The organism is Nocardia sp. NPDC004568, assembly GCF_040609955.1.
GTDB lineage: Bacteria > Actinomycetota > Actinomycetes > Mycobacteriales > Mycobacteriaceae > Nocardia.
The window spans coordinates 13,934-37,367 of the sequence record NZ_JBEXLL010000019.1 but is presented as its reverse complement, the minus strand read 5'-3'; the positions used below and the strand labels follow the sequence as shown (position 1 = coordinate 37,367).

26 protein-coding genes are annotated in these 23,434 nt (G+C 68.3%); 13 read left to right on the top strand and 13 right to left on the bottom strand.

The genetic code is table 11. The features are described 5' to 3' along the window. Window positions 1–11 precede the first annotated feature (11 nt). The 5 genes from ABZV91_RS11850 to ABZV91_RS11830 all read right to left on the bottom strand — a co-directional run bounded on the left by ABZV91_RS11850 (window position 12) and on the right by ABZV91_RS11830 (window position 3,812). A complete protein-coding gene (locus ABZV91_RS11850; RefSeq protein WP_355239237.1) occupies window positions 12–1,397 on the bottom strand; it encodes an NADH-quinone oxidoreductase subunit D in 1,386 nt (461 codons plus the stop codon). Beyond that, window positions 1,397–2,122 carry an NADH-quinone oxidoreductase subunit C gene (locus ABZV91_RS11845; RefSeq protein ID WP_355239234.1) on the bottom strand — a complete coding sequence of 242 codons (726 nt, stop codon included), beginning with the start codon at window positions 2,120–2,122 and terminating at the stop codon, window positions 1,397–1,399. The genes ABZV91_RS11850 and ABZV91_RS11845 overlap by 1 nt, the downstream gene beginning before the upstream one ends. After that, complete coding sequence (locus ABZV91_RS11840; protein ID WP_039824617.1) at window positions 2,119–2,673, bottom strand: NADH-quinone oxidoreductase subunit B; 555 nt, start codon at window positions 2,671–2,673, stop codon at window positions 2,119–2,121. Before ABZV91_RS11840 ends, ABZV91_RS11845 begins: the two co-directional genes overlap by 4 nt. Window positions 2,674–2,737: 64 nt before the next feature. Next, window positions 2,738–3,118, bottom strand: a complete 381-nt coding sequence (locus tag ABZV91_RS11835) for an NADH-quinone oxidoreductase subunit A (protein ID WP_355239231.1) — start codon at window positions 3,116–3,118, stop codon at window positions 2,738–2,740. A gap of 283 nt (window positions 3,119–3,401) precedes the next feature. Then, window positions 3,402–3,812, bottom strand: coding sequence for a hypothetical protein (locus tag ABZV91_RS11830; RefSeq protein WP_355239228.1), 411 nt, complete (start codon window positions 3,810–3,812; stop codon window positions 3,402–3,404). A 168-nt stretch (window positions 3,813–3,980) separates the two neighbouring features. Here ABZV91_RS11830 and ABZV91_RS11825 point away from each other — a divergent pair, with 168 nt between their 5' ends. Further along, window positions 3,981–4,388, top strand: coding sequence for an NUDIX domain-containing protein (locus ABZV91_RS11825; protein WP_355239225.1), 408 nt, complete (start codon window positions 3,981–3,983; stop codon window positions 4,386–4,388). Window positions 4,389–4,428: 40 nt separating this feature from the next. Here ABZV91_RS11825 and ABZV91_RS11820 read toward each other — a convergent pair whose 3' ends face one another. Genes ABZV91_RS11820 through ABZV91_RS11805 form a run of 4 tightly spaced genes read right to left on the bottom strand, consistent with a single transcriptional unit; the run spans window position 4,429 to window position 8,254 of the window. Continuing rightward, window positions 4,429–5,013, bottom strand: a complete 585-nt coding sequence (locus ABZV91_RS11820; RefSeq protein WP_036512093.1) for an ATP/GTP-binding protein — start codon at window positions 5,011–5,013, stop codon at window positions 4,429–4,431. Window positions 5,014–5,023: 10 nt separating this feature from the next. Continuing rightward, window positions 5,024–5,398: a DUF742 domain-containing protein gene (locus tag ABZV91_RS11815; RefSeq protein ID WP_355239221.1), complete on the bottom strand. Its 375-nt coding sequence runs from the start codon at window positions 5,396–5,398 to the stop codon at window positions 5,024–5,026. A 39-nt stretch (window positions 5,399–5,437) separates the two neighbouring features. Further along, the gene (locus ABZV91_RS11810; protein WP_355239218.1) at window positions 5,438–5,851 is read right to left on the bottom strand and encodes a roadblock/LC7 domain-containing protein; all 414 of its coding nucleotides are present in this window, start codon (window positions 5,849–5,851) and stop codon (window positions 5,438–5,440) included. Then, a complete protein-coding gene (locus tag ABZV91_RS11805; protein WP_355239215.1) occupies window positions 5,852–8,254 on the bottom strand; it encodes a nitrate- and nitrite sensing domain-containing protein in 2,403 nt (800 codons plus the stop codon). A gap of 165 nt (window positions 8,255–8,419) precedes the next feature. On the opposite strand from ABZV91_RS11805, the gene ABZV91_RS11800 reads away from it, so the two are divergent. After that, window positions 8,420–9,973 (top strand): succinic semialdehyde dehydrogenase, encoded by a 1,554-nt coding sequence (locus tag ABZV91_RS11800; protein ID WP_355239212.1) that lies wholly within the window; start codon window positions 8,420–8,422, stop codon window positions 9,971–9,973. Window positions 9,974–9,984: 11 nt separating this feature from the next. Here the strand turns inward: ABZV91_RS11800 and ABZV91_RS11795 are convergent, their stop codons facing one another. The 3 genes from ABZV91_RS11795 to ABZV91_RS11785 form a co-directional block, all read right to left on the bottom strand. Next, window positions 9,985–10,401 carry a DUF779 domain-containing protein gene (locus ABZV91_RS11795; protein WP_355239209.1) on the bottom strand — a complete coding sequence of 139 codons (417 nt, stop codon included), beginning with the start codon at window positions 10,399–10,401 and terminating at the stop codon, window positions 9,985–9,987. 328 nt (window positions 10,402–10,729) lie between these two features. Continuing rightward, complete coding sequence (locus tag ABZV91_RS11790) at window positions 10,730–11,038, bottom strand: hypothetical protein (protein WP_039824629.1); 309 nt, start codon at window positions 11,036–11,038, stop codon at window positions 10,730–10,732. Between the two features lie 139 nt (window positions 11,039–11,177). Beyond that, a complete protein-coding gene (locus tag ABZV91_RS11785; protein WP_355239205.1) occupies window positions 11,178–11,813 on the bottom strand; it encodes a TetR/AcrR family transcriptional regulator in 636 nt (211 codons plus the stop codon). Window positions 11,814–11,928: 115 nt separating this feature from the next. Between ABZV91_RS11785 and ABZV91_RS11780 the strand changes: the two genes are divergently transcribed. From ABZV91_RS11780 to thpD, 11 genes are all read left to right on the top strand, one after another. Beyond that, window positions 11,929–13,002, top strand: coding sequence for an NAD-dependent epimerase/dehydratase family protein (locus ABZV91_RS11780; RefSeq protein WP_355239202.1), 1,074 nt, complete (start codon window positions 11,929–11,931; stop codon window positions 13,000–13,002). 10 nt (window positions 13,003–13,012) lie between these two features. Beyond that, window positions 13,013–13,204, top strand: a complete 192-nt coding sequence (locus ABZV91_RS11775; RefSeq protein WP_355239199.1) for a hypothetical protein — start codon at window positions 13,013–13,015, stop codon at window positions 13,202–13,204. A 343-nt stretch (window positions 13,205–13,547) separates the two neighbouring features. Then, on the top strand, window positions 13,548–15,089 hold the full coding sequence (locus ABZV91_RS11770; protein ID WP_355239196.1) for an NAD(P)/FAD-dependent oxidoreductase: 1,542 nt from the start codon (window positions 13,548–13,550) through the stop codon (window positions 15,087–15,089). Between the two features lie 127 nt (window positions 15,090–15,216). Then, window positions 15,217–16,590, top strand: coding sequence for an FAD-dependent oxidoreductase (locus ABZV91_RS11765; RefSeq protein WP_355239193.1), 1,374 nt, complete (start codon window positions 15,217–15,219; stop codon window positions 16,588–16,590). A 142-nt stretch (window positions 16,591–16,732) separates the two neighbouring features. Next, entirely contained in the window at window positions 16,733–17,842 is a 1,110-nt protein-coding gene (locus ABZV91_RS11760) for a protein phosphatase 2C domain-containing protein (protein ID WP_355239190.1), read from the top strand. A gap of 215 nt (window positions 17,843–18,057) precedes the next feature. Further along, window positions 18,058–18,363 (top strand): hypothetical protein, encoded by a 306-nt coding sequence (locus tag ABZV91_RS11755; protein ID WP_355239187.1) that lies wholly within the window; start codon window positions 18,058–18,060, stop codon window positions 18,361–18,363. Between the two features lie 161 nt (window positions 18,364–18,524). After that, complete coding sequence (locus ABZV91_RS11750) at window positions 18,525–18,782, top strand: hypothetical protein (protein WP_355239184.1); 258 nt, start codon at window positions 18,525–18,527, stop codon at window positions 18,780–18,782. A gap of 582 nt (window positions 18,783–19,364) precedes the next feature. Next, a complete protein-coding gene (ectA, locus tag ABZV91_RS11745; protein WP_355239182.1) occupies window positions 19,365–19,979 on the top strand; it encodes a diaminobutyrate acetyltransferase in 615 nt (204 codons plus the stop codon). Then, complete coding sequence (gene ectB, locus ABZV91_RS11740; protein WP_355239179.1) at window positions 19,976–21,235, top strand: diaminobutyrate--2-oxoglutarate transaminase; 1,260 nt, start codon at window positions 19,976–19,978, stop codon at window positions 21,233–21,235. Before ectA ends, ectB begins: the two co-directional genes overlap by 4 nt. 15 nt (window positions 21,236–21,250) lie before the next feature. Next, window positions 21,251–21,646, top strand: coding sequence for an ectoine synthase (locus ABZV91_RS11735; protein ID WP_355239176.1), 396 nt, complete (start codon window positions 21,251–21,253; stop codon window positions 21,644–21,646). Window positions 21,647–21,712: 66 nt separating this feature from the next. After that, the gene (thpD, locus tag ABZV91_RS11730; protein ID WP_355239325.1) at window positions 21,713–22,534 is read left to right on the top strand and encodes an ectoine hydroxylase; all 822 of its coding nucleotides are present in this window, start codon (window positions 21,713–21,715) and stop codon (window positions 22,532–22,534) included. Window positions 22,535–22,602: 68 nt separating this feature from the next. Here the strand turns inward: thpD and erm are convergent, their stop codons facing one another. Next, a complete protein-coding gene (erm, locus tag ABZV91_RS11725; RefSeq protein ID WP_355239173.1) occupies window positions 22,603–23,433 on the bottom strand; it encodes a 23S ribosomal RNA methyltransferase Erm in 831 nt (276 codons plus the stop codon). Between the last annotated feature and the right edge of the window lies 1 nt (window position 23,434).

Here is a 23,434-nt window from a genome sequence, read left to right as displayed (position 1 = left end):
GGTATCGCGGCTCATCGGTCCACCCCGCCCATCACGGGATCGATACTGGCGACGGCCGCGATCACATCGGCGACCATGCCGCCCTCGCACATCGCCGCCACGGCCTGCAGGTTGGTGAAGGAGGGATCGCGATAGTGCACGCGGTAGGGCCGGGTCCCGCCGTCGCTGACCATATGGACGCCGAGTTCGCCGCGGGGCGACTCCACCGCCTCGTAGACCTGTCCCGGCGGCACCCGGATACCCTCGGTGACCAGTTTGAAATGGTGGATGAGCCCTTCCATCGAGGTCCCCATGATCTTGCCGATGTGCTGTGGCGAGTTGCCCAGTCCGTCGGCGCCCAGCTTCAGATCCGCGGGCCAGGCGATCTTCTTGTCCGCCACCATCACCGGTCCCGGCCGCAATCGGTCCAGGCACTGTTCGACGATCGCCAGGGACTGCTTCATCTCCTCGATCCGGATGAGGTAGCGGCCGTAGCAGTCGCAGGTGTCGGTGGTGGGGACGGTGAATTCGTAGGTGTCGTACCCGCAGTAGGGCATGGCCTTGCGCAGATCGTGCGGGAGACCGGTGGAGCGCAGCACCGGGCCGGTCACGCCGAGCGCGATACAACCGGTCAGGTCGAGATAGCCGATGTTCTGGGTACGTGCCTTGAAGATCGGATTGTGGGTGAGCAGATGCTCCATGTCCCGCAGACGTTTGGGCATGAGCGCCAGCAGGTCGCGCACCTTGCCGACCGCGTCGCCGGGCAGGTCCTGGGCGATACCGCCGGGCCGGATGAACGCGTGGTTCATCCGCAGGCCGGTGATGTTCTCGAAGACGTCGAGGATCAGCTCCCGTTCCCGGAAGCCGAACAGCATCGGGGTCAGCGCGCCCAGTTCCATACCCCCGGTCGCCAGCGCCACCAGATGCGAGGAGATGCGGTTGAGCTCCATCAGCAGCACCCGGATCACGGTGGCGCGCTCGGGAATGTCGTCGGTGATGCCCAGCAGCCGCTCCACCCCGAGGCAGAAGGCGGTCTCGTTGAAGAACGGGGACAGGTAGTCCATCCGGGTGACGAAGGTGACGCCCTGGGCCCAGGCGCGGAATTCGAGGTTCTTCTCGATACCGGTGTGCAGATAGCCGATACCGCACCGAGCCTCGACCACGGTTTCGCCCTCGATCTCCAGGATGAGCCGCAGCACCCCGTGTGTGGACGGATGCTGCGGGCCCATATTGACGACGATGCGTTCCTCGCCCGCGCCGCGCAGGGCGTCGGCGACCTCGTCCCAGTCCTGGCCCGCGACCGTCAGCACATGTTCGGTGGGATTCGCGGCGCCGCGGCCGGGAGCCGGGGGAGTGGTGCCGGAGTCGTCGCTGTCCGGCCCGCCGGAGACTCCGGGCCGGTAATCGATCTCGCTCATCAGCTGTACGCCCTCCGCTCATCGGGCGGCGGTATCCGCGCGCCCTTGTACTCGACCGGTATCCCGCCCAGCGGGTAGTCCTTGCGCTGCGGGTGACCGCGCCAGTCGTCGGGCATGGTGATGCGGGTCAGCGAGGGATGCCCGTCGAACAGGATTCCGAAGAAGTCGTAGGTCTCCCGCTCGTGCCAGTCGCAGGTCGGATACACGCGGTACAGCGACGGGATGTGCGGGTCGCTGTCCGGGGCGGACACCTCGAGCCGCAGCCGGCGGCCGTGTGTGATCGAGTTCAGGTGGTAGACCGCGCGTAGTTCCCGGCCGGATTCGTCCGGGTAGTGCACGCCGCTCACGCCGAGACACAGTTCGAATCGCAGCGCCGGATCGTCGCGTAGTGCCCGCGCCACCGCGACCAGATGGTCGCGGTGGACGTGCAGGGTGAGTTCGCCGCGGTCCACCACGACCTTCTCGATCGCGCGATCGAACCCGGGATCGGACGCCAGGGCCGCGCGCAGCAGGTCGATCACGGTGTCGAAATAGCCCCCGTAGGGTGGCGCGCTACCGCCCGGGAGCGCGACCCGGTGGACCAGGCGGCCGTAGCCGGAGGTGTCACCGCTGCCGGAGATACCGAACATCCCCCGGCGCACTCCGATGACCTCGTCCTCGGGACCGATCGGCTGTTCGGGCTCCACGGCGCGGCTGTCGGTGGAACCGGGGCCCTCGGTGCTCATCGCAGCAGCCCTTCCATCCGGATGGTCGGGGTGGCCGCCAGCGCCGCCGCTTCGGCGGCGCGGATCGCCTCGTCCCGATTCACTCCCATCGGGGTGGCCTGGATCTTCTCGTGCAGCGCGAGGATGGCGTTGAGCAGCATCTCCGGGCGCGGCGGACAACCCGGTAGGTAGATGTCGACGGGGACCACGTGATCCACGCCCTGCACGATGGCGTAGTTGTTGAACATGCCACCGGAGGAGGCGCACACGCCCATCGCCAGTACCCATTTCGGCTCGGTCATCTGGTCGTAGACCTGCCGGAGCACCGGCGCCATCTTCTGGCTGACCCGGCCGGCCACGATCATCAGATCGGCCTGCCGCGGCGAGGCGCGGAAGACCTCCATGCCGAAACGCGCCGAATCGAATCTGCCCCCGCCGGTGGCCATCATCTCGATCGCGCAGCAGGCGAGGCCGAAGGTGGCCGGCCACACCGACCCCTTGCGCATGTACCCCGCCATGGCCTCGACCGTGCTGAGCACGAAGCCACTGGGCAGTTTTTCTTCCAAACCCATGTCCGACTACTCCCTGTATATCGGTCCGCGCCGGGCGCGGTGCGGCTGATCGGAGGTTCGCGGCTCAGTCCCAGCCGAGGCCGCCGCGCCGCCATTCGTAGGCGTAGGCGACCGAGACATTGACGATGAACAGTGCCATCGCGGCCAGTCCGAACACCCCGAGCGCATCGATATGGACCGCCCACGGGTAGAGGAACACGATCTCGATATCGAAGATGATGAACAGCATCGCGGTGAGGTAGTACTTCACCGGAAACCGTTGGCCGGTAATGTTCCCCGCGCCTCCGGCCGTCGCGTGCGGTGTGGGTTCGATACCGCATTCGTAGGCCTGTAGCTTGGCGCGGTTGTAGCGTTTGGGGCCGATGAGCCCGGCGATCAGGATCGAGATCACCGCGAAGGCGGCGGCGACCGCGCCGAGGACCAGTATCGGCAGTTCGGTGTTCACGACTGCGCTTCCCCTCCTTGCGAACTGGAACCCGGCGGTTGTGCCACCGGGTCCCGCGAACGGGGTCGGGCGGTCGATGGGTATGCCCCGCGCCGCCGGATCGTCCCCGGATTCGACACAGGGCTGGGGGAGGATCAGTCGACGCGGGTTATATGTCATCGCCCGCGCTCATGTGAGCTAAAGCACAGCCTACAACTGTCGTGGCAGGACGAACGCGGATTGGTGGAGCGCTTTGATCGAATTCGCGACTGAGATTTATGAGCGAATGAACCTAATCGCGGGCTCAGGCGGCCGGGCGCCGACGCAGCAGATCGACCACGATCTCGGTGAGTCGCAGCGGGTCGATCGGATGGGCGGCCACGGCTTCGGCCCGCGACCAGTTCGCCAGCCAGGCATCGTCGGCGCGGCCGGTGAGCACGACCAGCGGCGGGCAGCGGCGGATCTCGTCCTTGAGCTGTTTGGCCAGGCCCAGCCCGCCCACCGGCGCGGATTCACCGTCCAGTACGGCCAGGTCGGCCGCGCCGGCGTCCATCCGCTCCAATACCACCGGGGCCGTGGCGACCTCGAGGTACTCCAGCGGCGGTAGATCCGGATGCGGCCGGCGGCCGAGCGCCAGCATCACCTGACTCCGGGTGTCGGCGTCGTTGCTGTAGACCAGGACCCGCAGCGCGGCGGGAGTATTCGCATCGGCCACGTCCGCATGGTACGTCCGCGGCCGCGCGATTCGTGGCAGCTTGGCCGAGATCGGTGTGCGAGCCGATCGGGGAGCGGCGACGGGGACGGGCCGGTAGGTGGCGCGAGGACCGGAAGGAAGACTCCGGGGCGATCGGGACGGGCGCGCGGCGGGGCCTAAGCTGACGGCGTGACGGACGAGCTGGTCGGGGAACTCATCGATACGGTCGCCTGGGTTCTCGTCGTGGACGGACGGATCCTGTGTGCGCGTCCGCGCGGCAAGGATGTCTTCTATATCCCGGGCGGCAAACGGGAAACCGGTGAATCCGACGAGCAGACGCTGCTGCGCGAGGTCACCGAGGAACTGACCGTCGCGCTGGTACGGGAGACGGTCGAGCCGGTGGGGGTCTACGAGGCGGTCGACGGCGGCGCGCGGGTCCGGATGAGTTGCTATCGCGCGGATTACCGCGGAACGCTGGCCGCCAGCAGTGAGATCGCCGAACTCGCGTGGTTCGGTTTCGGCGATCGGCCGCGGGTGCCGCCGGTGGACCAGTTGCTGTTCGACGAGCTGCACGCGGCCGGCCACCTGGCACGCTGACCCCCGGCGGGCGGAGCCGGTGCGGCTCCGCCGTGCCGGCCTACTTGGTGGTCAGATTCGGGCGGGTGGCCCGCTCGATGAGATGCTCGATCAGACTGAGCAGCACGTTCTTGGCCGAGACCCGATCGCGTGCGTCGCACAGCATCACCGGGATGGACGGGTCGAGGTCGAGCGCGTCCCGGACCTCGTCGATCGTGTACCGCGGCGCCCCGTCGAAGCAGTTCACCGCGATCAGGAAGGGCAGGCCGCGGCGCTCGAAATAGTCGATGGCGGCGAAGGAATTCCCCAACCGACGGGTATCGGCCAGCACCACCGCGCCGAGCGCACCTCGGGCGAGTTCGTCCCACAGGAACCAGAAGCGGTCCTGCCCGGGTGTACCGAACAGGTACAGCACCAGGTCCTTGTCGATGGTGATCCGGCCGAAGTCCAGCGCCACCGTGGTGGTGGTCTTGGACTCGACACCGGACAGATCATCGATGCCGGTACTGAGTTCGGTGATCATCTCCTCGGTGCGTAGCGGCGGGATCTCGCTGATCGAGGCCACCATCGTGGTCTTGCCGACGCCGAAGCCACCGGCGATGAGGACCTTCACCGACGCAGCAAGAGCCGGAGCCCCGGGGTCCATCCGGGCAGGGTCAAATTTTTCGGATTCCATCCAGTACCGCTCGCAATATGTTGAAGTCGCCGGGACCGGACTCCATCTGTACGGGAGCCCGGAAGATCAGATGGCCGTCACCGATCAGATCTCCGACGAGAATCTTGGTCACCGCCAGCGGCAGTTTCAAGGCGGCTGCCACCTCCGCCACGGTTTGTGCTTCCGTGCACAGGTGCACGATATCGGTGTACTCGGGTTCGATCCGGCGCAACGGCGGGGCACCACGAGCTTCGACCACGACAGTGAGCATATCCAGATCGTGTCCCGCGCCCACAGTTCGACCCTTGGTGATGGCGTACGGCCGCACCAGAGGTCCGGCGTCGTCATCGAACCAGGGTTCCCGTTGGCCGGTCATACCCGCATACCCGTCATGGCGCCGTTGCTGTTTCCGCGGTTACTGGGCGTCGGTCCCGGCCCCGCCGCGGGAGCCGGTCGACAGATGGCTGCCGACCCGCTGGACGGTGAGGTTCATCTCGTAGGCCACCATGCCGAGATTGGCGTCCGCGGCGGCCTGTACGGCGATGCAGGCGTTGTCACCGGCCGAGGTGACGAACAGGACGGCGTGGTCGAGTTCGATCACCGCCTGCCGCACAGCACCGCCTTCGAACCGCGCGCCCGCGCTGCGGGCCAGGCCGTGCAGCGTGGACGACATCGCGGCGAAATGCTCGGCCTCGGTGCGATCCATTTTCGAGGAGTGGCCGAGCAGCATTCCGTCGGTGGACAGTACGACCGCGAGGCGGACCCCCGCGAGTCGCTCGACCAGGTCGTCGAGCAGCCAGTTCAGGTCACCTTGTGTGGAAGTGGACACTTAGCCTTCCTGTTCATCCGGGGATGCGCCGTCCGACGCCGGGTTCCCGGCGCCGGCTTCTGCGGCGGGCAATGGCTTGCGGCCCTGCCGGGTGCCGTTCTCGATCGCCGACATCAGATCCCTCGCCTGTTCGGCCGAGCGTGGCCGCGCCGTTGCGGCGGTCCGGTCGGCGTCCGAAACTTCCGGTCGCGGTGCGACTTTAGCCTGCCTGCTACGGCGGGGTAAAGCCGGACGACCGTCGGCCAGTACGGCCGGTTCCGCGGTGGTCTCCGTCGCGTCCGGACGGGCGACCCGCACGGTGTCGCGGGTGCCGGTCGCCGCGGCGCCGGCCTGCTCGGCCCGGTCGTCGGCGGGTTCGACGGCGCGGGGCCGGTCGGCGAGCAGTGTCGCGATGGCGGAACTGTCCGGGAGCGGCTCGGTGTGGTTCTCCGCACCGCTCTCCGGGCCCGGGGTCCGCGGCAGCCCGGTCAGCGGTGTGGTCTCCTCCGCGGGATCGGTCAGCAGGGTCGCCGGCACGATGACCACCGCCCGGACCCCGCCGTATTCGGATTCCCACAGCCGCACCGCGACACCGTGCCGGGCCGCCAGCTGCGCGACGACGAAGATGCCCAGCCGGGAATCCTTCTGCAGGGACGCGACCTCGAAGTTCGGCGGGTTCTCCAGTAGCTCGTTGAAGCGTTCGCGATCCGCCTCCGACATGCCCATGCCCTGATCGGTGATCTCCACGGCCACGCCCTTACCGATCACGGAACCGGTGACCTGGACCCGCGACTGCGGCGGGGAGAAGGAGGTGGCGTTGTCGACGAGTTCGGCGAGCAGATGGATGAGGTCGCCCACGGCGTTGCCGGCGATGCGCAGTTCGGGAAGGCGGGCCAGCCGCACCCGGGTGTAGTCCTGGGTTTCTCCCACCGCGCTGCGCACCACATCGACCAGCGGTACGGGGGCTCGCCACTGCCGCCCCGGCTTACCGCCGCCGAGGATGGTGAGGTTCTCGGCGTTGCGGCGTTCGCGGGTGGCCAGATGGTCGAGTTTGAACAGGATGTCCAGCATGGCCGGATCCTCTTCGCGCCGCTCGGCGTCGTCGAGGATCTCCAGTTGTTTGTGGACGACGATCTGGCTGCGGTGGGCGATATTGAGGAAGATCGCCTTCACACCCTCCTGGGTGCGGGCCTCGGTGATCGCGGCATTGACCGCCACGGCGTGCGCGTGTTCGAAGGCGGTGGCCACCGCCCCGAGCTCGTCCCGGCCGAAGTCGAGTTTCGCGGCGGCGGCGCTTTCGTCGACATCCTCCCCGGCGCGTAGGCGTCCGAGCATATCGGGCAGGCGCTCGTCGGCGAGGGCGAGCGTATGGTCGCGCAACCGCACCAGGCGATGGATGAAGCGATTGGCCAGTACCAGCGAGACCCCGAACGCGGCCGCGGAGACCACCAGGACCGCGAGACCGATCAGCAGCGACTGATTGGTGGTGCGGGCCGCCGCGTCCAGCGACAACTCCTGCATCAGGCTGTTCTGGTCGTCCCAGAGATTCAGCATCTCCTGGTTGACGTGGTCGGCGGCCGCCTGCCAGGCCGTCAGCTGCCCCGGCGAGAGCGCGGTCGCGGCGCTCCCGGCGTCGGCTCCTCCGACGCTGCGCGCGATGAGCGTGTTCTCGGTGCGGGTCAGCAGCCGCCATTCCGGGCTGTCGGTCAGGGCGCGCAGCCGCTCGCCGATCCCCGGATCGAGCTGGGTGGCCAGCAGGGCGGTTTCGGTGTGGTAGAAGCCGGTCTGCTGGATGAACTCGTCGGGCAGTGCGACCGGGTTGCCGGTGCGCAGCGCCGCGCCGGCCAGGGCGTGACTGCGCGACGCGGCTTCCAGTGCGTGCATGATGCGCGACACCAGGCCGAGCTGGCCGACCGCCTGCGGGTCCTGCTCGAATGTGTGGGACAACTGGGCGCCGGTGCTGAACGCGTCGAGGACCCGGACGTAGAAGGTGTAGGCGTCTCCGGTCGGCACCACCCTGGTGTCGACCGCCGTACGGATATTGCCGAGCTGCTGGGTGAGGGTGGTGAACGAGCCGACGTCGTCGGTGATCTCCGCAGGCTGTAGTTCCCGGATGCGCTGTGCGCCCGCGACCAGGTCGCGGAGGGCCTGGTCGGTGTTGGGCCGGACCGCGGTGAGCGCGGCGGCCGCGGTGGGGTCACCGGCCAGATGCGCGAGTGTGAGCCGCCGCTCGTTCTGGATCACCTCGTACACATCGCGAGTGGGCCCCGAGACCTCGCGTAACGCCTCGGTCACCTGCCGGTTGTGTTGTCCCTGGTCGATCAGGTAGCCCGTCGCACCCACGCCGACCACCAACAGGGTCAGACTCGGGATGAGTGCGATGGCCAGGATCCGGGCGCGGACACCGAGCCTCGCTCTGAACATCGCCACAAGTTAACCGTTGGGCCGGTTTCCTGCACATCGAATCCCATTGAACAGGACTCACTTTGACACCGAAACCGGCATATGCGGCGTGGCGCCGCCGCCGCCGGGCTGTACACGGTGGGTAGATTGTCCTCACCTCGCGAATACCTACAGGTAGGAGGCGTGATGCCCGTACCGGAAACCGAAGTCTTCGACCGGTTGCGCACCCTGGTCGCTATCGACGCTGCCGCGGCGCGCCCCTCTCATGTCATCGACGAGGTCTTCACCGGCAAACCGCTGGGTTCGGTGCCGGTCGGCACGGCCGAGGACGTCGCCGTGGCGGTCGCCCGCGCCCGCGCGGCGCAATCCCACTGGGCGGGACGCCCGGCGGGGGAACGCGCCCGGGTGTTTCATCGCTACCGGGCCTTGGTCGTGGCGCAGCGCGCGGCGCTGATGGATGTGATCCAGGCGGAGACGGGAAAGGCGCGCTGGGCGGCCCAGGAGGAGATCATGGGGCTGATGTTCGCCGCGCGGTATTTCGCGCGCGTGGCGCCCGCGCTGCTGGACGAGCGGCGCGTGCCCGGTGCCTTCCCGGTGCTGAACCGCGCGTTCGTCGATGTCCGGCCCAAGGGGGTCGTGGCGGTGATCGCGCCCTGGAACTATCCACTGGTGCTGTCGCTGGGCGATGCGATCCCGGCGCTGCTGGCGGGTAACGCGGTGGTCCTCAAGCCGGACAGCTCGACGCCGTTCTCCGCGCTCGCCGGCGCCGAGTTGCTCTACCGCGCCGGGCTGCCCCGCGATCTGCTGGCGGTGGTCACCGGTCCCGGCCCGGTGGTCGGCGAGGCGATGGTGGACTGCTGCGATTATCTGATGTTCACCGGTTCCTCGGCCACCGGGCGGACGCTCGCCCAGCGGTGCGGCTCGCGGCTCATCGGCTTCTCCGCCGAGCTGGGCGGCAAGAATCCGATGATCGTCACCGAAGGTGCCGATATCGGGCGTGCGGCGCGGGCGGCGGTCCGGGCGTGTTTCTCCAACGCCGGCCAGCTGTGCATCTCCATCGAGCGGATCTATGTGCACCGCGCGGTGGCCGCGGAGTTCACCGAGAAGTTCACGGCGGCCGTACCGGCCGCGAAAATCGGTGCCGCATACGACAACTCGGTCGATATCGGGTCGCTGATCTCCGCGGACCAGCTGCGCACCGTCACCGACCATCTCGCCGATGCCGTCGCCAAGGGCGCCGAAGTGCGGGTCGGGGGCGAGGCCCGGCCCGATATCGGCCCGCTGTTCTTCGAACCGACAGTGCTCACCGGTGTCACCGAGGAGATGGTCTGCGCGCGTGAGGAGACCTTCGGCCCGCTGGTCTCGATCTATCCGGTCGATTCCGTGGCCGAGGCGGTGGCAGCGGCCAACGACACCGAGTACGGGTTGAACGCGAGTGTCTGGGCGGGCAGTCTCGCCGAAGGCGAACGGATCGCCCGCCTGCTGAAGACGGGCACCGTCTGCGTGAACGAGGGATACGCGCCGGCCTGGGGTACGACCGCGGCGCCGATGGGCGGGACCGGGATCTCCGGTGTGGGTCGCCGGCACGGGCCCGAGGGGCTGCTCAAATACACCGAACCGCAATCGGTGGTGTCGATCCGCTTCCTGAACCTGGATCCGCCACCACTGGTTCCCCGCGACCTGTGGCAGCGGGTACTGATGACGATCGCCCGGTCGTTGCGGTGGCTGCCCGGCCGCTGAGGCCGGCCGGGTCAGGGCGCGATGCCCTGGCCACCGCGCCTGCGGCTGTCGAGCGCGGCAGCTTCCGCGGCGCTGAGGCGGCGAGTGCGGAGCAGGAAGACCGCGGCCTCCTCGGGAGGTGAGCCGTCGTTCGAATCGGCACCGGCTGCCGGCCCGGTGTCGGCGGGAACATCCACGGTGAGGTGTTCACGCTCGAACCGGGTGTAGGCCTGCGCGCTCATCCACAGTTCGGTGTGCCAGGCGAGGCGGCCGAACAGCGTGTCTCCCTCGGCCGCACGGAAATCGCGGATCGGTAACCAGTGCGGTTGCGGATCGGCGGAATCCCGGTGCGGGAGGTACAGCAGGATGGGCCCGTGCTGCTCGATCAACTCGCGTAACGCGTTGCGGGCTCGATCGGTTACCGCGACTCGGTCGCTGCGATAGGCCATCAGCGACTCCGTGTCGCGCCGTGGCACGGCGGTGGCGTCGGCGAATCGATCCGATGAAACATATCGCTCCCTTGTGCGTCCTGTCCGGCCCCCGTATCGGACGGAACCGGGGGACTCGCCTCACCCGCCGTCCGAGATACCGGTTCTCGGCGACCGGCACTATTGCGAACACATTCTTGCGTATTGCGGTCGCCGGAGCGAGCGGGTGCCCGCGATCGTCCGAAAACGCTTGTGGTATATAACTCTGTGCTCGCCGGCCGGGCACGAATACGCGGCCGGGCCGCCTCGAACGAGCGCTACGGAGCTTCCGGAACCATTGCGCGCCAGCCTATTTGCGGATGAAGATACCCGCGACGTCGGCCCGCTCGATCGGGGTGTCGGCGTTGGCCTGCACACTGCACAGCGCGTTCACCGCCGCGATGGACAGATCCACGTTCGTGCCGCTCGGTTCCGCGCCCTGCTGTTCCTCCAGGAACTTGGTGATGGTGACGCGCTGGGTCTTCTGGTCCTGTTCCACGTATTCGCGGCACGGGGTATCGCCGCCCTTGTTCATGGCCCGTTCGATTTCCGTACAGCCGGTCAGTGTGAGCACGGCGGCCGCGATCAGCAGGCCCGCGCGGGCCTTCGTGGCATTCATCGACAACATTCCTCCTGGTCGGCTCGAGTCGGCGGCGCGGACCCGAGTCCAGTTCACTCTATGCCGGGCATACCCGTCGAGGCGGCGGGCAAGCGGGCGAGGACGGTTCTGCTGGGGGCTTTGTGGTCGACCGGCCCGGTCACCGCGGCGGGGGAGTGGCCGAGGGGCCGGGGCCGAGGAACCCGGGAATGCCGTCGACCACCGAATCGACCAGGGCTGTCGCTGTCGTGCCGAACAGGGTGCCGCGCTTGTCCAGCTGGCCGTCGAGCCACAACGACGCCAGGCCGTGTCCGAGCGCCCAGAGTGTGAGTGTGGTCGGTTCGGCGCGCTCCGGCGCCAGTGCACCGGCGGTCACACAGGCCGTGACGGCGTCGGCCAGTACGCCGAAGGCGGCCTCGCCGGCCGCGCGGGTATCGGGGTGTTTCTCCGGCTGTGACAGTTCCGGGCGGAACATCAGCCGGAAGTATCCGGGCTGCTCCCGGGCGAACCGGACATAGCACTGTTCCAGTGCGAGGAGTGCCGCCGTGGGGGAGTCGGCGGTGGCGCGGGCGGCCGACAGCTGGTCGGTGAGCAATCGGAAGCCCTGGGTGGCGAGATCGGCCAGCAGCGCCGCGCGGTCGGCGAAATGGTGGTAGGGGGCGCCGGAGCTGACACCGGCTTCACGGGCGACCCGGCGCAGGCTCACCGCCGCGATGCCTTCGGTTTCGATGAGGCGCAGACAGGCGGCCAGCAGGGCATCACGCAGGGCGCCGTGGTGGTAGGAGGTCCGGGTCACCTTCCGAGCGTAGGCGCCGGGCGGGCCGGGGCTCGACAGGGTCTGGACAGCTAATCTATGCAGTGTTTAGATTATCTGAGCAGCGTTCAGATCAATCGATCGAGGATGGATGGAAATGAGCACACGGGTACTCGTCACCGGCGCCACGGGGTTCGTCGCCGGGCACGTCATCGTGGAACTACTCGAGCACGGCTACGCCGTTCGCGGCACGGTCCGCGATCTCGCCGGTACCGGCAGGCGGGCGCATCTGGTCGACCACGCCGCCCGGGTGGGTGGCGACCTGGAATTCGTCGGGGCCGATCTCGATCGCGACACCGGCTGGGCCGAAGCCGTGGCGGACTGCGCGCAGGTGCTGCACGTGGCCTCGCCCTTCCCGGCGACGCCTCCCGCGGACGACACCGAGCTGATCCGTACGGCGGTGGACGGAACGCTGCGGGTGCTGCGGGCCGCGGCCGCCGCACCCGAGGTCCGGCGCGTGGTGCTGACCTCCTCGATCGCCGCGATCGCGCACGGGCATCGCGACGACGCGATGCGCACCGAGGCGGATTGGACCGTGGTGGAGCGCAGCCCGGCGTATCAGCGCAGCAAGACGCTGGCCGAGCGTGCGGCGTGGGAATTCGTCGAGTCCCTGCCCGCCGCGCGTGGTCTCGAACTGGTCGTGATGAATCCGGGAATGGTTCTCGGGCCGGTGCTGTCGCCGGAGACGAGTACCTCGCACGAACCGGTCCGCCGGCTGCTGGCAGGTGCCGTCCCGGGCGTGCCGCGAGTGGGGTGGTCGGTGGTCGACGTGCGCGATCTGGCGGTGGCGCACCGGTTGGCCATGGAGACCGCGCACGCGGCCGGAAACCGCTACATCTGCGCCGGTGATCATGTGTGGATGCGGGATATGGCGGAGATCCTGGCGGCGGCGTACAGGCCGCGCGGGTTCCGGATCGCCACACGTGGGCTGCCCGATCCGCTGGTACGCCTGGTGGCGCTGTTCGACCGTGGACTGCGGCTCACGGTGCCGGCGCTGGGCCGGGTCGAGAGGGTGAGCGCCGCCCGGGCCCGGCGCGATCTGGGTTGGACGATGCGGCCGGTGGGCGAGACGGTGCGGGATACCGCGGAGAGTCTGCTCCGTGCGGGGGTGGTGCCATCACCCGGGCGTACCGGCTCCGATCCGAGTGCCCGTCGGACGGCCGAGGTGTGAGGGGGCCGGGATGCTGATCGCGACATTGCTGATCACTTTGGGTGCGATGGGGCGCCGGTGGTGTGCCGGCCGAGTGTCGCGGCAGGACGCCGCGACCCGGCCCGCGCGGGAGATCCCGCGGCGAGGTGTGCCGGTCGCGGTGCCGATCGCGTTCGCCTCACTGGGTGGTCTCACGGCCACCGTGGCAGTGGTCTGCTGTTGAGGGATTCCGCTGTCGGGGCTCGGTCGGGTGTGGGTGCCGGCACCGCTCGGCCGTACGGGGTGTGTGGGTCCGAACCGTGCGGGTGCGCGGAACCCCGCACCGATCGTGCGGTCATGCCGGGTGTGGAAAAATTATGTTTTAGATCACAGGCGGTCGGCCCGGGTGGGCATGGGTGACGAGTCGGGGGAGGGTTGTGCGGGATCCGCCGGGCGGCCGGCGGCTCGCTGCCGCGGTGTCCGCATCGCGACGTGCGACCGGTATGTATCGAGTACTCTCGGTTACAGGTAAAAGGGGTGTCTGTCATGATTGGCGACGACCCGGGCACGAGCAGACGAGGAACGCAATGACGCGGCATGTCGACGTACTGATCATCGGAGCCGGTCTGTCCGGTATCGATGTGGCCTGTCACCTGGAGAAGGAGAACACCGGGCGCAGCTACGCGATCCTGGAGCGCCGCACCGCGGTCGGCGGTACGTGGGACCTCTTCCGCTATCCGGGCATCCGCTCGGACTCCGATATGTACTCCTTCGGCTACGGCTTCCGGCCGTGGCGCGGAACCCGCATGCTCGCCGACGGCGCCGGGATCCGGCGCTATATCGCCGAAACCGCCGACGAATACGGTGTCTCGCCGAAGATCCGGTTCGGCCGCAAGGTCGTCTCCGCGAGCTGGTCCAGCGCGGACACCCGGTGGACGGTGCGCGCCGTCGAGGAAGAGACCGGCGCCGAGGAGGTCTGGACCAGTACCTTCCTGGTGGGGGCCACCGGCTACTACGACTACGACAACGGCCACCGGCCGGCGTTCCCCGGAGAGGACACGTTCACCGGCCGGATCGTGCACCCGCAGCACTGGCCCGAAGACCTGGACTACCGGGACAAGAAGGTGGTCGTGATCGGCAGCGGCGCCACCGCGATCACGCTGGTGCCGTCCATGGTGGGCGAGGCCGCCCATGTGACCATGCTGCAGCGATCGCCCACCTATATCGCCTCCATCCCGGGTGAGGACCCGGTGGCGGTGGGGCTGACGAAGGTCGGGTCTCCCGCCGGGCTCACCTATCGGGTGGGGCGCGCGCGCAATATCGCGGTACAGCAGGCCAGCTACCAGCTGTCGCGGCGGCAGCCGACGCTGGCCCGGCAGATGTTCCTGAAATGGGTCCGGATGGCGGTCGGGCCCGGGGTGGACATGCGCCATTTCACCCCCGAGTACGCGCCGTGGGATCAGCGCCTGTGCGTGGTACCCGACGGTGACCTGTTCAAGGCCCTGCGCCGGGGCGACGCCTCGGTGGTCACCGACACCATCGAAACGTTCACCGAAACGGGTATCCGGGTGTCCTCGGGCGAGGAGATCGAGGCCGATATCGTCGTGACCGCCACCGGGCTGACCATCCAGATCCTGGGTGGTGTAGCGCTCGAGGTGGACGGTGAACCGGTGATCACCCGGGACCGGGTCATGTACAAGGGGTCGCTGCTGGACGGCGTGCCGAACGCCCTGATGGTGCTCGGGTACACGAATGCCTCCTGGACCCTGAAAGCCGATCTGGCCGCCGAGTACTTCTGCCGGGTGCTGAACCGGATGCGCGACAAGGGGTACACCCGGTTCGTCGTCCGGGCACAGGATTCCGATCGATCGGAGGTCTCGGTGATGGGCGGTGCGCTGAGTTCCGGGTACATCCAGCGCGGGGACGCGGTCATGCCCCGGCAGGGGACAGGGGGCCCGTGGAAGGTGGTCAACAGCTACTTCCGCGATCGGGCCTACCTGCGTAAGAGCCCGATCGAGGACGGCATCCTGACCTTCACCGGCCGCGACGGGTCCGAGACGACCGGATCCGGGGGCCCGGCACGCGGCACGGCGAGCCGCCTGCCGCGTATCGGCGCACGGTCCGCCTGAGCGGGCCCGCCGCGACCGAGGTTCATCCGGCCGGAGGGCGCAGACCGGGCCCCGCGACCGTTCGGGCGGGGTCCCGGCCGGACGGCGGTTGGGGTGGTACAGGTCGCCGGCTGGGTAGTTTGATCTCATGACAGAGCGGTTGGTGGTCGTCGGCGGGGATGCGACCGGAATGTCGGCGGCCGCCCAGGCCCGGCGTGAGCGGGACGCGGCGGATCTTGAGATCGTGGTGTTCGAACGCGGCCACTTCACCTCCTACTCCGCCTGCGGTATCCCGTACTGGGTGGGCGGCCATGTGCGGGAGCGCGATCAGCTCATCGCCCGGACCCCGGAGGAACACCGGGCGCGCGGAATCGATGTGCGCCTGCGCCACGAAGTCGTCGAACTGGATGTGGCCGGGGGCCGGTTGCGCAGCAGGGAGCTGGCCACCGGCATCGAGACCTGGACCGGATACGACCACCTCGTCCTGGCGACCGGGGCACGGCCGATCCGGCCGGCGCTGCCCGGGATCGACGCACCCGGAGTCCACGGTGTGCAGACGCTGGACGACGGTGAGGCGCTCATCGCGGCGCTGGCCGCCGGTACCGGCCGGCGGGCCGTGGTGGTCGGGGCCGGATACATCGGCGTCGAGATGGCCGAGGCGCTGATCCGGCGCGGTTACGAAGTCACCATCGTGCACAGCGGCGCCCAGCCGATGTCCACTCTGGACCCTGATATGGGGGTGCTGATACACGAGGCACTCCGGGGCCTGGACGTGAATGTGGTCGGGGACAGCGAGGTCACCGAGATCCGCACCGGGGACGACGGCCGTGTCCGCGCGGTGTTCGCCGCCGGTCGCGAGCATCCGGCGGATGTGGTGGTCCTCGGAATCGGGGTGGTGCCCGAGACGACCCTGGCCGCCGCGGCCGGGCTGCCGATCGGGGATCACGGCGGGCTGCTCACCGATTCGGCCATGCGAGTGACCGGTTACGGCAACATCTGGGCCGGCGGGGACTGTGTCGAAGTGCTGGATCTGGTGTCGGGCATGCGCAGGCATATCGCGCTCGGGACGCACGCGAACAAACACGGCCAGATCATCGGCGCGAATATCGGCGGCGGGTACGCGACCTTCCCCGGTGTCGTCGGCACCGCCGTCAGCAAGGTGTGCGACCTCGAGGTGGCCCGAACGGGCCTGCGGGAGAAAGATGCTCGTGCCGTGGGACTGCAGTACGTCACCGCGACCATCGAATCCACCAGTCGTGCCGGGTATCTACCGGATGCGCCCGCGATGACGGTGAAGATGCTGGCGGAACGGCTCAGCGGCCGACTACTCGGTGTGCAGATCGTGGGCCGGGAAGGCGCGGGCAAGCGGGTCGATATCGCGGCCGTGGCGCTGACCGCGGGAATGACGGTGGCGCAGATGACCACACTCGACCTCGGCTACGCGCCCCCTTTCTCGCCGGTATGGGATCCGGTGCTGGTCGCGGCGCGCAAGGCGGTGCGCGCGGTGCGGGAGCGCGGGTGAACTCTCTCGTGGATGTACCGCGTACTATCGTCGATCGTCAGTACGGAACGGGTCGAGCGAAGGGGGACGGTGTGCGGACCCGAGATATCCGGAATATCCGGATCGGCGAGCACCGGAAACTACTCATGAATGTGGCGGCCGGATGAACCCCGACGCGAATGCCGGAGGCGCCGACCCGGCGGAAATTCTCGACGCGGTGACCGAGCCGGTACCGCGGGTGCGGGAAACGTTCGATACCCGTCGCCGCGCCGCCGCCGCGGAAGCGACCGTGCCGCGGCAGTCGCTGGCCTCGGGTGTCCACCGGGTCGCGCTCCCGGACGACGAATTCGCCGAAGTGGTGTGTGTGAACTGCGGGACGCAGAGCCGGGGACCCCGCTGTCCCACCTGTGAGCATCCGCATCGTGTCCAGGATCGTTTCGAGGCCGATCTGGGGGTCGCGGGTCTCGTCACCGATCGCGGAATCCTGCACGCGCGCAACGAGGACGCCGTGGCCGCCGCGGTGGTTCCTGGCGACAACGGTGAGCCGCAGACCATCGTGCTGGTGGTCTGTGACGGAGTCTCCTCCTCCCCGGATCCCCAGGCCGCCTCGGGCACGGCCGCGCGCACCGGGGTCGATGCGTGCCTGGCCGCGCTGGCCGGTGATCGTACGGCCGAGGAGGCCACTGCCGCGGGGATGGCGGCGGCTTCGGAGGCGGTACGCAATCTGGTCGGTCCCGACGGCGACGCACCGTCGTGCACCTATGTCTCGGCGATCGTGCGCACCGAGGCAGGGGGTCGTATCTCGATCACCGTCTCGAATATCGGCGACAGCCGTGCCTACTGGCTGGCGGCCGGCGAGCCCGCGGCGCACCAGCCGGCCCGCCCCGGGCATCCGGAGGTGCTGGCCGGGGCGCAGAAGCTCACCCTGGACGACTCGTGGGCGCAGACATTGGTGGAAGCGGGCGCCATGGACGAGAAGGCCGCCATGGCCGATCCCCGGGCGCACACCCTGATGCGCTGGCTGGGAGCCGACGCCGGTCAACAGCCGTGGTCCGCGGACAGTATCCGTACCTACTACGCGGATACGCCCGGCTCGCTGCTGCTGTGCACCGACGGGCTGTGGAACTATCTGCCCGGCGCGGCCGACCTGGCCCGGCGCGTTCTCGGCGTGCCGATCACCGAGGGCGCGCGGGCGCTCGTGGACTACGCCGTCGTCTGTGGTGGCAGCGATAACATCACAGTCGCGCTGACCCCGATTCCCGTCGCCGGATGATGCGGTAGCCGGTCCCGGCAAATCTCGGGCAACGCAACGAAACGGCCGCTGCGGCGGCGGCTCCGGCCCGAGGTGCGGAGCGGCGGACACAGTGGACATCTCGGTGTCCGCTGTGTTTGCAAGAGTGCGAAGTCGGGTACAAGACGGGAAAGCCGGTGCGGCTACCGAGGTCGCACCGGGAGAGCAGGTACGCACCTACCGCAAGGAGGTTCGTCATGAAGGGTGGCCTGTCCGCCGCTCCCGGAACAACCATGGTCACCACGAATCATGAGGTCATCCGCCAGTGGGCCCAGCGGCGCGGTGCGAACCCGGCGACGACGCCCGGCAGTCAGTACGGCGGCGAGGTGGGGGTCCTGCGGTTGGATTTCCCGCATTACGGCGGGGCCGTACTCCAGCCGGTCAGCTGGGCCGACTGGTTCGCAACCTTCGACGCCCGGAAGCTGAACTTCCGGTATCAGGAGATGCGTCCCGACGGCACGCCCAGCAACTTCTTCCGCTTGGAACGCGTCGGCGACATCTGAACGTGAGGCATTTCACTTAGGGGGTTTACCCGGCAGGCCTCCTGGCTATTCGTATAACCGAAAGGTTGCTCGAGTAAGCTGAGAAGCGGGCTGTCGCGTCGGTACGGGGATGCGAAAACCCGCGCCGCGGCACGCCACGTGCGTCTGCAAGGGATTGAATATTGAGCGCGAACCTGATGATCGTGGAAGACGACGAGCGGGTCCGGGGTGCGGTGCGCCCCGCCACGCAGAACGAGGGCTACGACGTCGCAGTGGCCGGGGAAGCCGAGGCCGCGCTCACCCATCCGTGCACGAGCAGCGCTTCCGGCACGCCGATCGTCGCTCCCGGACCCGGCGACAGAGCCGGACGGATTCCGGCCGATCCGCTGATCGTGGCCGCCGTCCGGGGTCCCGGTGACCGCCTGGACGTCCAGCGGTAGATCATGGGCAGCGCGACGAGCGCAACCCGTATCGGCCTCGGTACGGGTCGCTGGAGGCTGCGCGGCGGGGGCCGCTCGGCGAGCTCCGGTCCGATGGGACCGGCCCCGGACCGCGTCGACCCGGGAGGGCCGTCGTCCGGTGACCTGGGTCACGAACCGCCCACCCCCCTGGCCGCATCGGTAAGGGCGGTGGATCTACTGGCTGGGTACCGCGAAGACGAGTCGCGGCGGGCGCGTCCGGCGGCGCGCCCGGTGAATGCGGAGGTCGGCGATCGTGGCCGGTCGTTCGCGGATTCGCCGGTGCCTGCCGGGGCCGCGGCCGTGTGCGCCGGTCGCCGTTGTGGCCGCCCCGCAGGGGCGGACGGCGGCCCGGTGCGGGGCGCCGGAACACCGGCCGCATGCCACGGAAGGGTGGCATGTGAGGAGCGTCCTTCCATATCTCGCGTTTCGTTTCCCGAATTCCGGCTATTCAACGAGAGGGACCGTTAACACGCCTGTAACACGACCGTAAAGAGCTCGACCAGTTGCCGCGGAGTTGATTCGTGAGCCTGGGAAAGTACTGCACGCAGACATCGGAGTTGTATGTCTTTACAAACTGAGTCCACGCAGACCGCCGGCGCCGCCGGCAACGGCTCGGCCACTTCGTCCGCCGCCACCGATGCGGAGCCCGCCAGTACCGGCGTGGTCCTGCGGGCACCGCGGATCACCGACGCCGCGCGACTGTGGCAGATCGCCGACGAGTCGCGAGTATTGGATGTCAATTCGAGCTACGCCTACCTGCTGTGGTGTCGCGATTTCGCCGCCAGCTCGGTAGTCGTCGAGAGCGAAGGCCGAGTCGTCGGATTCGTGACCGGCTATGTGCGACCCGAAGCGCCCGGCACCCTGTTCGTATGGCAGGTCGCCGTGGACGCCGACCAGCGTGGCCGCGGCCTGGGGGTCGCCATGCTGGACTGGCTGGTATCCACCGTCACCGCGCCCGGCCATCCGGTCGGCGGCGCCGTCGAGGCGCTGGAGACCACCGTATCCCCCGACAATCCCGCCTCGATCGCCATGTTCGCGTCACTGGCCCGCCGGCGCGGTGCCGAAATGGTGCGCAGCGAACTGTTCGAGCCGGATGTTTTCCCGGACAGCCATGCTGCCGAGGACCTCTACCACATTTCCCCGATCGCCCGTAAAACCGAAAGGGATCACTCATGATTGCCGCCGAAACGACGATCTTCGACGAAATCGAATCGAATGTCCGAGGTTACTGCCGTTCCTGGCCGACGGTTTTCGAGACCGCGCAGGGCGCCTGGCTGCGTGATGAGTCCGGTAAAGATTTTCTCGATTTCTTCGCGGGCGCGGGCGCGCTCAACTACGGGCACAACAACCCGGTGCTGAAATCGGCGCTGGTCGACTACATCGCCGGCGACGGAATCACGCACGGTCTCGATATGTCGACGATCGCCAAGCGCAAACTACTCGAAACCGTGCGCGATACCCTACTGGCGCCCCGCGGCCTGGACTACAAGGTCCAGTTCCCCGGGCCGACGGGCGCGAACGCTGTCGAGGCCGCGCTCAAACTGGCTCGTAAGGTGACCGGTCGCCAGACCATCATGAGCTTCACCAACGCGTTCCACGGGATGACGCTGGGCGCACTGTCGGTGACCGGTAACGCCATGAAACGCGCGGGTGCCGGCGTTCCGCTCAACCACGCCACCCCGATGCCGTACGACGGCTACTTCGACGGCGCCACCGCCGACTTCCTGTGGATGGAACGGGTGCTCGACGATTCGTCGTCGGGTATGGATCGTCCGGCCGCCGTCATCGTGGAGACCGTGCAGGGTGAAGGGGGCGTCAACCTGGCCCGCGACGAATGGCTGCGCCACCTTGCCTCGTTGTGCGCCGCGCGCGGCATCCTGCTGATCGTCGACGATGTCCAGATGGGATGCGGCCGGACCGGCCCGTTCTTCTCCTTCGAATCGGCCGGTATCACCCCCGATATCGTGACGCTGTCCAAGTCGGTCGGCGGGTACGGCCTGCCGATGGCGCTGGTGCTCTTCAAGCCCGAGCACGACGTGTGGTCACCCGGTGAGCACAACGGCACCTTCCGTGGTAACAATCCGTCTTTCGTGACCGCGCAGGTGGCGCTCGAGCACTTCTGGTCCGATGATGTATTGGAGAAGTCCACCCTCGCCAAGGGCAAGCGGGTGGCCTCGGCGCTCGACGAGATCGCCGGGGCCGTTCCGGGGGTGTCCACTCGGGGCCGTGGCCTGGTGCACGGGCTGGTCTTCGACGACGCCTCGCAGGCTGGGAAGGTCTGCCAGGTCGCGTTCGAGCGTGGCCTGCTGGCCGAGACCTCGGGTGCGTCCGACGAAGTCGTCAAGCTGCTGCCGCCGCTGACCATCGCCGAGGACGAACTCGACCAGGGCCTGCACATTCTGAGCGACGCCGTCGAAACCGTTTGCAGCTGAAAGGAAGAACAACCGATGATCGTTCGCACCACCGAGGAGATCACCGGCACCCACCGCGATGTCGGCGCCGAGAACTGGCGCAGCAAGCGGATCGTGCTGGGCGGTGATCGAGTCGGGTTCTCGTTCCACGAGACGACCATCGAGGCCGGTACCACCCACGTCTTCCACTATCAGAACCATGTGGAAGCGGTCTGGCTGGTCGAGGGGGAAGGCACCCTCACCGACCTGACCAACGACCGCACCTACGACCTCGCCCCGGGCACCATGTATCTGCTCGACGGGCACGAGAAGCATGAGGTGCGGACCCGGACACGGATGCGGATGCTGTGCGTGTTCAATCCTCCTGTCACCGGGCAGGAGGTGCACGACGAGAACGGCGTTTATCCGTTGATCGCCGTTCCGGCCGACTGAGAGGAAGGACGAACGACGTTGGTAGACAATCGGATCGATCGCTATCCGACCAGAACCGCAAAGCGTCTGCCGCTGCAGGAACGGCATGACGCGACTGTGTGGGGCCGGATCGGCAACGCGGAGCTGGCTGCGTTCGATACCGACGGGTTCGCGATCATGGATCGTTTGCTGGCCCCTGAGGAGGTGGCCGAGTACGCCGCCGAGATCGACCGGCTGGCAAGCGATCCCGATCTGCGAGGTGACGACCGGCTCATCGTGGAGAAATCGTCGCAGCAGGTGCGCTCGGTATTCGAGGTGCACACACTGAGTTCGGTGGTGGCGGAACTGGTGCGGGAATCACGGGTCGTGGACCTGGCCCGGCAGGTATTGGGATCGGATGTGTACATCCACCAGAGCCGGGTCAACTATCTGCCCGGGTTCGGTACCGGCTTCTATTGGCATTCCGATTTCGAGACCTGGCACGCCGAGGACGGCATGCCCGCGCCTCGGGCGGTGAGCCTGTCCATCGCGTTGACCGACAACTACCCGTACAACGGCAGCCTGATGGTGATGCCGGGGTCGCATCGGACGTTCGTCCCCTGCCAGGGGGCGACACCGGCCGACCACTATCGGGAATCGTTGCGGGAGCAGGAGATCGGAGTACCGAGCAAGGCCGATATCACCGACCTGGCCCACAAGTACGGGATCACCCAGTTCACCGGCGCGGCGGGTTCGGCGCTGCTGTTCGACTCGAACATCATGCACGCGTCGGGCAACAACATCACACCGTTCCCGCGGTCGAATATCTTCCTGGTGTTCAACAGTGTCGAGAACACGCTGGAGGAACCGTTCGCCGCACCGGCCCGGCGGCCGACGTACATCGCCGACCGTGAGTTCACGCCGGTGTAGACCGGGACAGTTGCCCAGGGCGACGGGGACGAATCCACTGCGGGTTCGTCCCCGTCGTCGTATCCGGGTCAACCGTGCGCGGTACCCGGGCCGGGACCGTGCGTCTCGTACAGCCGCCGGTAGAGCGTGAGCCACGCGTCCGGCGGCACCAGGCCCACCGGCGCGTCGGTCGGTATCGCGGCGGCGGCACAGGCCGCGGCGACCGCGCGCGCGGGGTGGACGCGGCACAAGGAGGCGGCGAGTGATCCGCCGACACCGGAGAAGCCGAGTTCGACCATGCGCCGGTACCGCCCGCGGGACCCTGCGGGCAACAGCGGAGTGGGGCGCCGAGCGATGTGCAGTACCGCGCCGTCGACCCGCGGGACCGGGAAGAACTCCCGGCGGTCGATTCGGTCGCCCAGCCTCGGTTCCGACTCCGGCCAGTGGGTGACGGTCAGTTTGGTCCACCGGCCGTAGTCACCGCTGTGCTTGCGTGCGAACTCGTACTGGGTGAGCAGTGTCGCCGAGGTCAGCCGCGGCGCGGCCAGGCACCAGCGCACGATATCGGTGCTCACCGCGAATGGAATGTTGGCGACCACGGCGAACGGTTCACGCGGCGCGACGACGGTGCGGAAATCCTGGTTCCACACCTGGATACGGCGGTCACCGCGATACCGCACGGCGAGCCGGCGAGCATAGTGCGGGTCCTTCTCGTAGGCGACCACCCGGGCCGCGGCGGGGAGGAGATGGCGGGTGAGCATACCGTCGCCGGGACCGATCTCGAGCACGAGATCGTCGGGGCCGATGCCGGAGGCCCGCACGATACGGCGAGCGATCCGGGGATCGGTGAGAAAATTCTGCGAGAGCCGCTTGCGGGTCGCGGACGCGCGAGTACGCGGACCCTGGGCAGGGCGGGACATG

What these genes read in the sequence shown, in the direction of transcription:
- erm (WP_355239173.1), bottom strand. Translation starts at nt 23,433, where the DNA reads ATGTCCCGCCCTGCCCAGGGTCCGCGTACTCGCGCGTCCGCGACCCGC.
- ectA (WP_355239182.1), top strand. Translation starts at nt 19,365, where the DNA reads ATGTCTTTACAAACTGAGTCCACGCAGACCGCCGGCGCCGCCGGCAAC.
- ABZV91_RS11780 (WP_355239202.1), top strand. Translation starts at nt 11,929, where the DNA reads ATGAGCACACGGGTACTCGTCACCGGCGCCACGGGGTTCGTCGCCGGG.
- ABZV91_RS11845 (WP_355239234.1), bottom strand. Translation starts at nt 2,122, where the DNA reads ATGAGCACCGAGGGCCCCGGTTCCACCGACAGCCGCGCCGTGGAGCCC.
- ABZV91_RS11755 (WP_355239187.1), top strand. Translation starts at nt 18,058, where the DNA reads ATGAAGGGTGGCCTGTCCGCCGCTCCCGGAACAACCATGGTCACCACG.
- ABZV91_RS11765 (WP_355239193.1), top strand. Translation starts at nt 15,217, where the DNA reads ATGACAGAGCGGTTGGTGGTCGTCGGCGGGGATGCGACCGGAATGTCG.
- ABZV91_RS11820 (WP_036512093.1), bottom strand. Translation starts at nt 5,013, where the DNA reads ATGGACCCCGGGGCTCCGGCTCTTGCTGCGTCGGTGAAGGTCCTCATC.
- ABZV91_RS11790 (WP_039824629.1), bottom strand. Translation starts at nt 11,038, where the DNA reads ATGAATGCCACGAAGGCCCGCGCGGGCCTGCTGATCGCGGCCGCCGTG.
- ABZV91_RS11770 (WP_355239196.1), top strand. Translation starts at nt 13,548, where the DNA reads ATGACGCGGCATGTCGACGTACTGATCATCGGAGCCGGTCTGTCCGGT.
- ABZV91_RS11805 (WP_355239215.1), bottom strand. Translation starts at nt 8,254, where the DNA reads ATGTTCAGAGCGAGGCTCGGTGTCCGCGCCCGGATCCTGGCCATCGCA.
- ABZV91_RS11850 (WP_355239237.1), bottom strand. Translation starts at nt 1,397, where the DNA reads ATGAGCGAGATCGATTACCGGCCCGGAGTCTCCGGCGGGCCGGACAGC.
- ABZV91_RS11815 (WP_355239221.1), bottom strand. Translation starts at nt 5,398, where the DNA reads ATGACCGGCCAACGGGAACCCTGGTTCGATGACGACGCCGGACCTCTG.
- ABZV91_RS11760 (WP_355239190.1), top strand. Translation starts at nt 16,733, where the DNA reads ATGAACCCCGACGCGAATGCCGGAGGCGCCGACCCGGCGGAAATTCTC.
- ectB (WP_355239179.1), top strand. Translation starts at nt 19,976, where the DNA reads ATGATTGCCGCCGAAACGACGATCTTCGACGAAATCGAATCGAATGTC.
- ABZV91_RS11795 (WP_355239209.1), bottom strand. Translation starts at nt 10,401, where the DNA reads ATGGCCTATCGCAGCGACCGAGTCGCGGTAACCGATCGAGCCCGCAAC.
- ABZV91_RS11775 (WP_355239199.1), top strand. Translation starts at nt 13,013, where the DNA reads ATGCTGATCGCGACATTGCTGATCACTTTGGGTGCGATGGGGCGCCGG.
- ABZV91_RS11840 (WP_039824617.1), bottom strand. Translation starts at nt 2,673, where the DNA reads ATGGGTTTGGAAGAAAAACTGCCCAGTGGCTTCGTGCTCAGCACGGTC.
- ABZV91_RS11800 (WP_355239212.1), top strand. Translation starts at nt 8,420, where the DNA reads ATGCCCGTACCGGAAACCGAAGTCTTCGACCGGTTGCGCACCCTGGTC.
- ABZV91_RS11735 (WP_355239176.1), top strand. Translation starts at nt 21,251, where the DNA reads ATGATCGTTCGCACCACCGAGGAGATCACCGGCACCCACCGCGATGTC.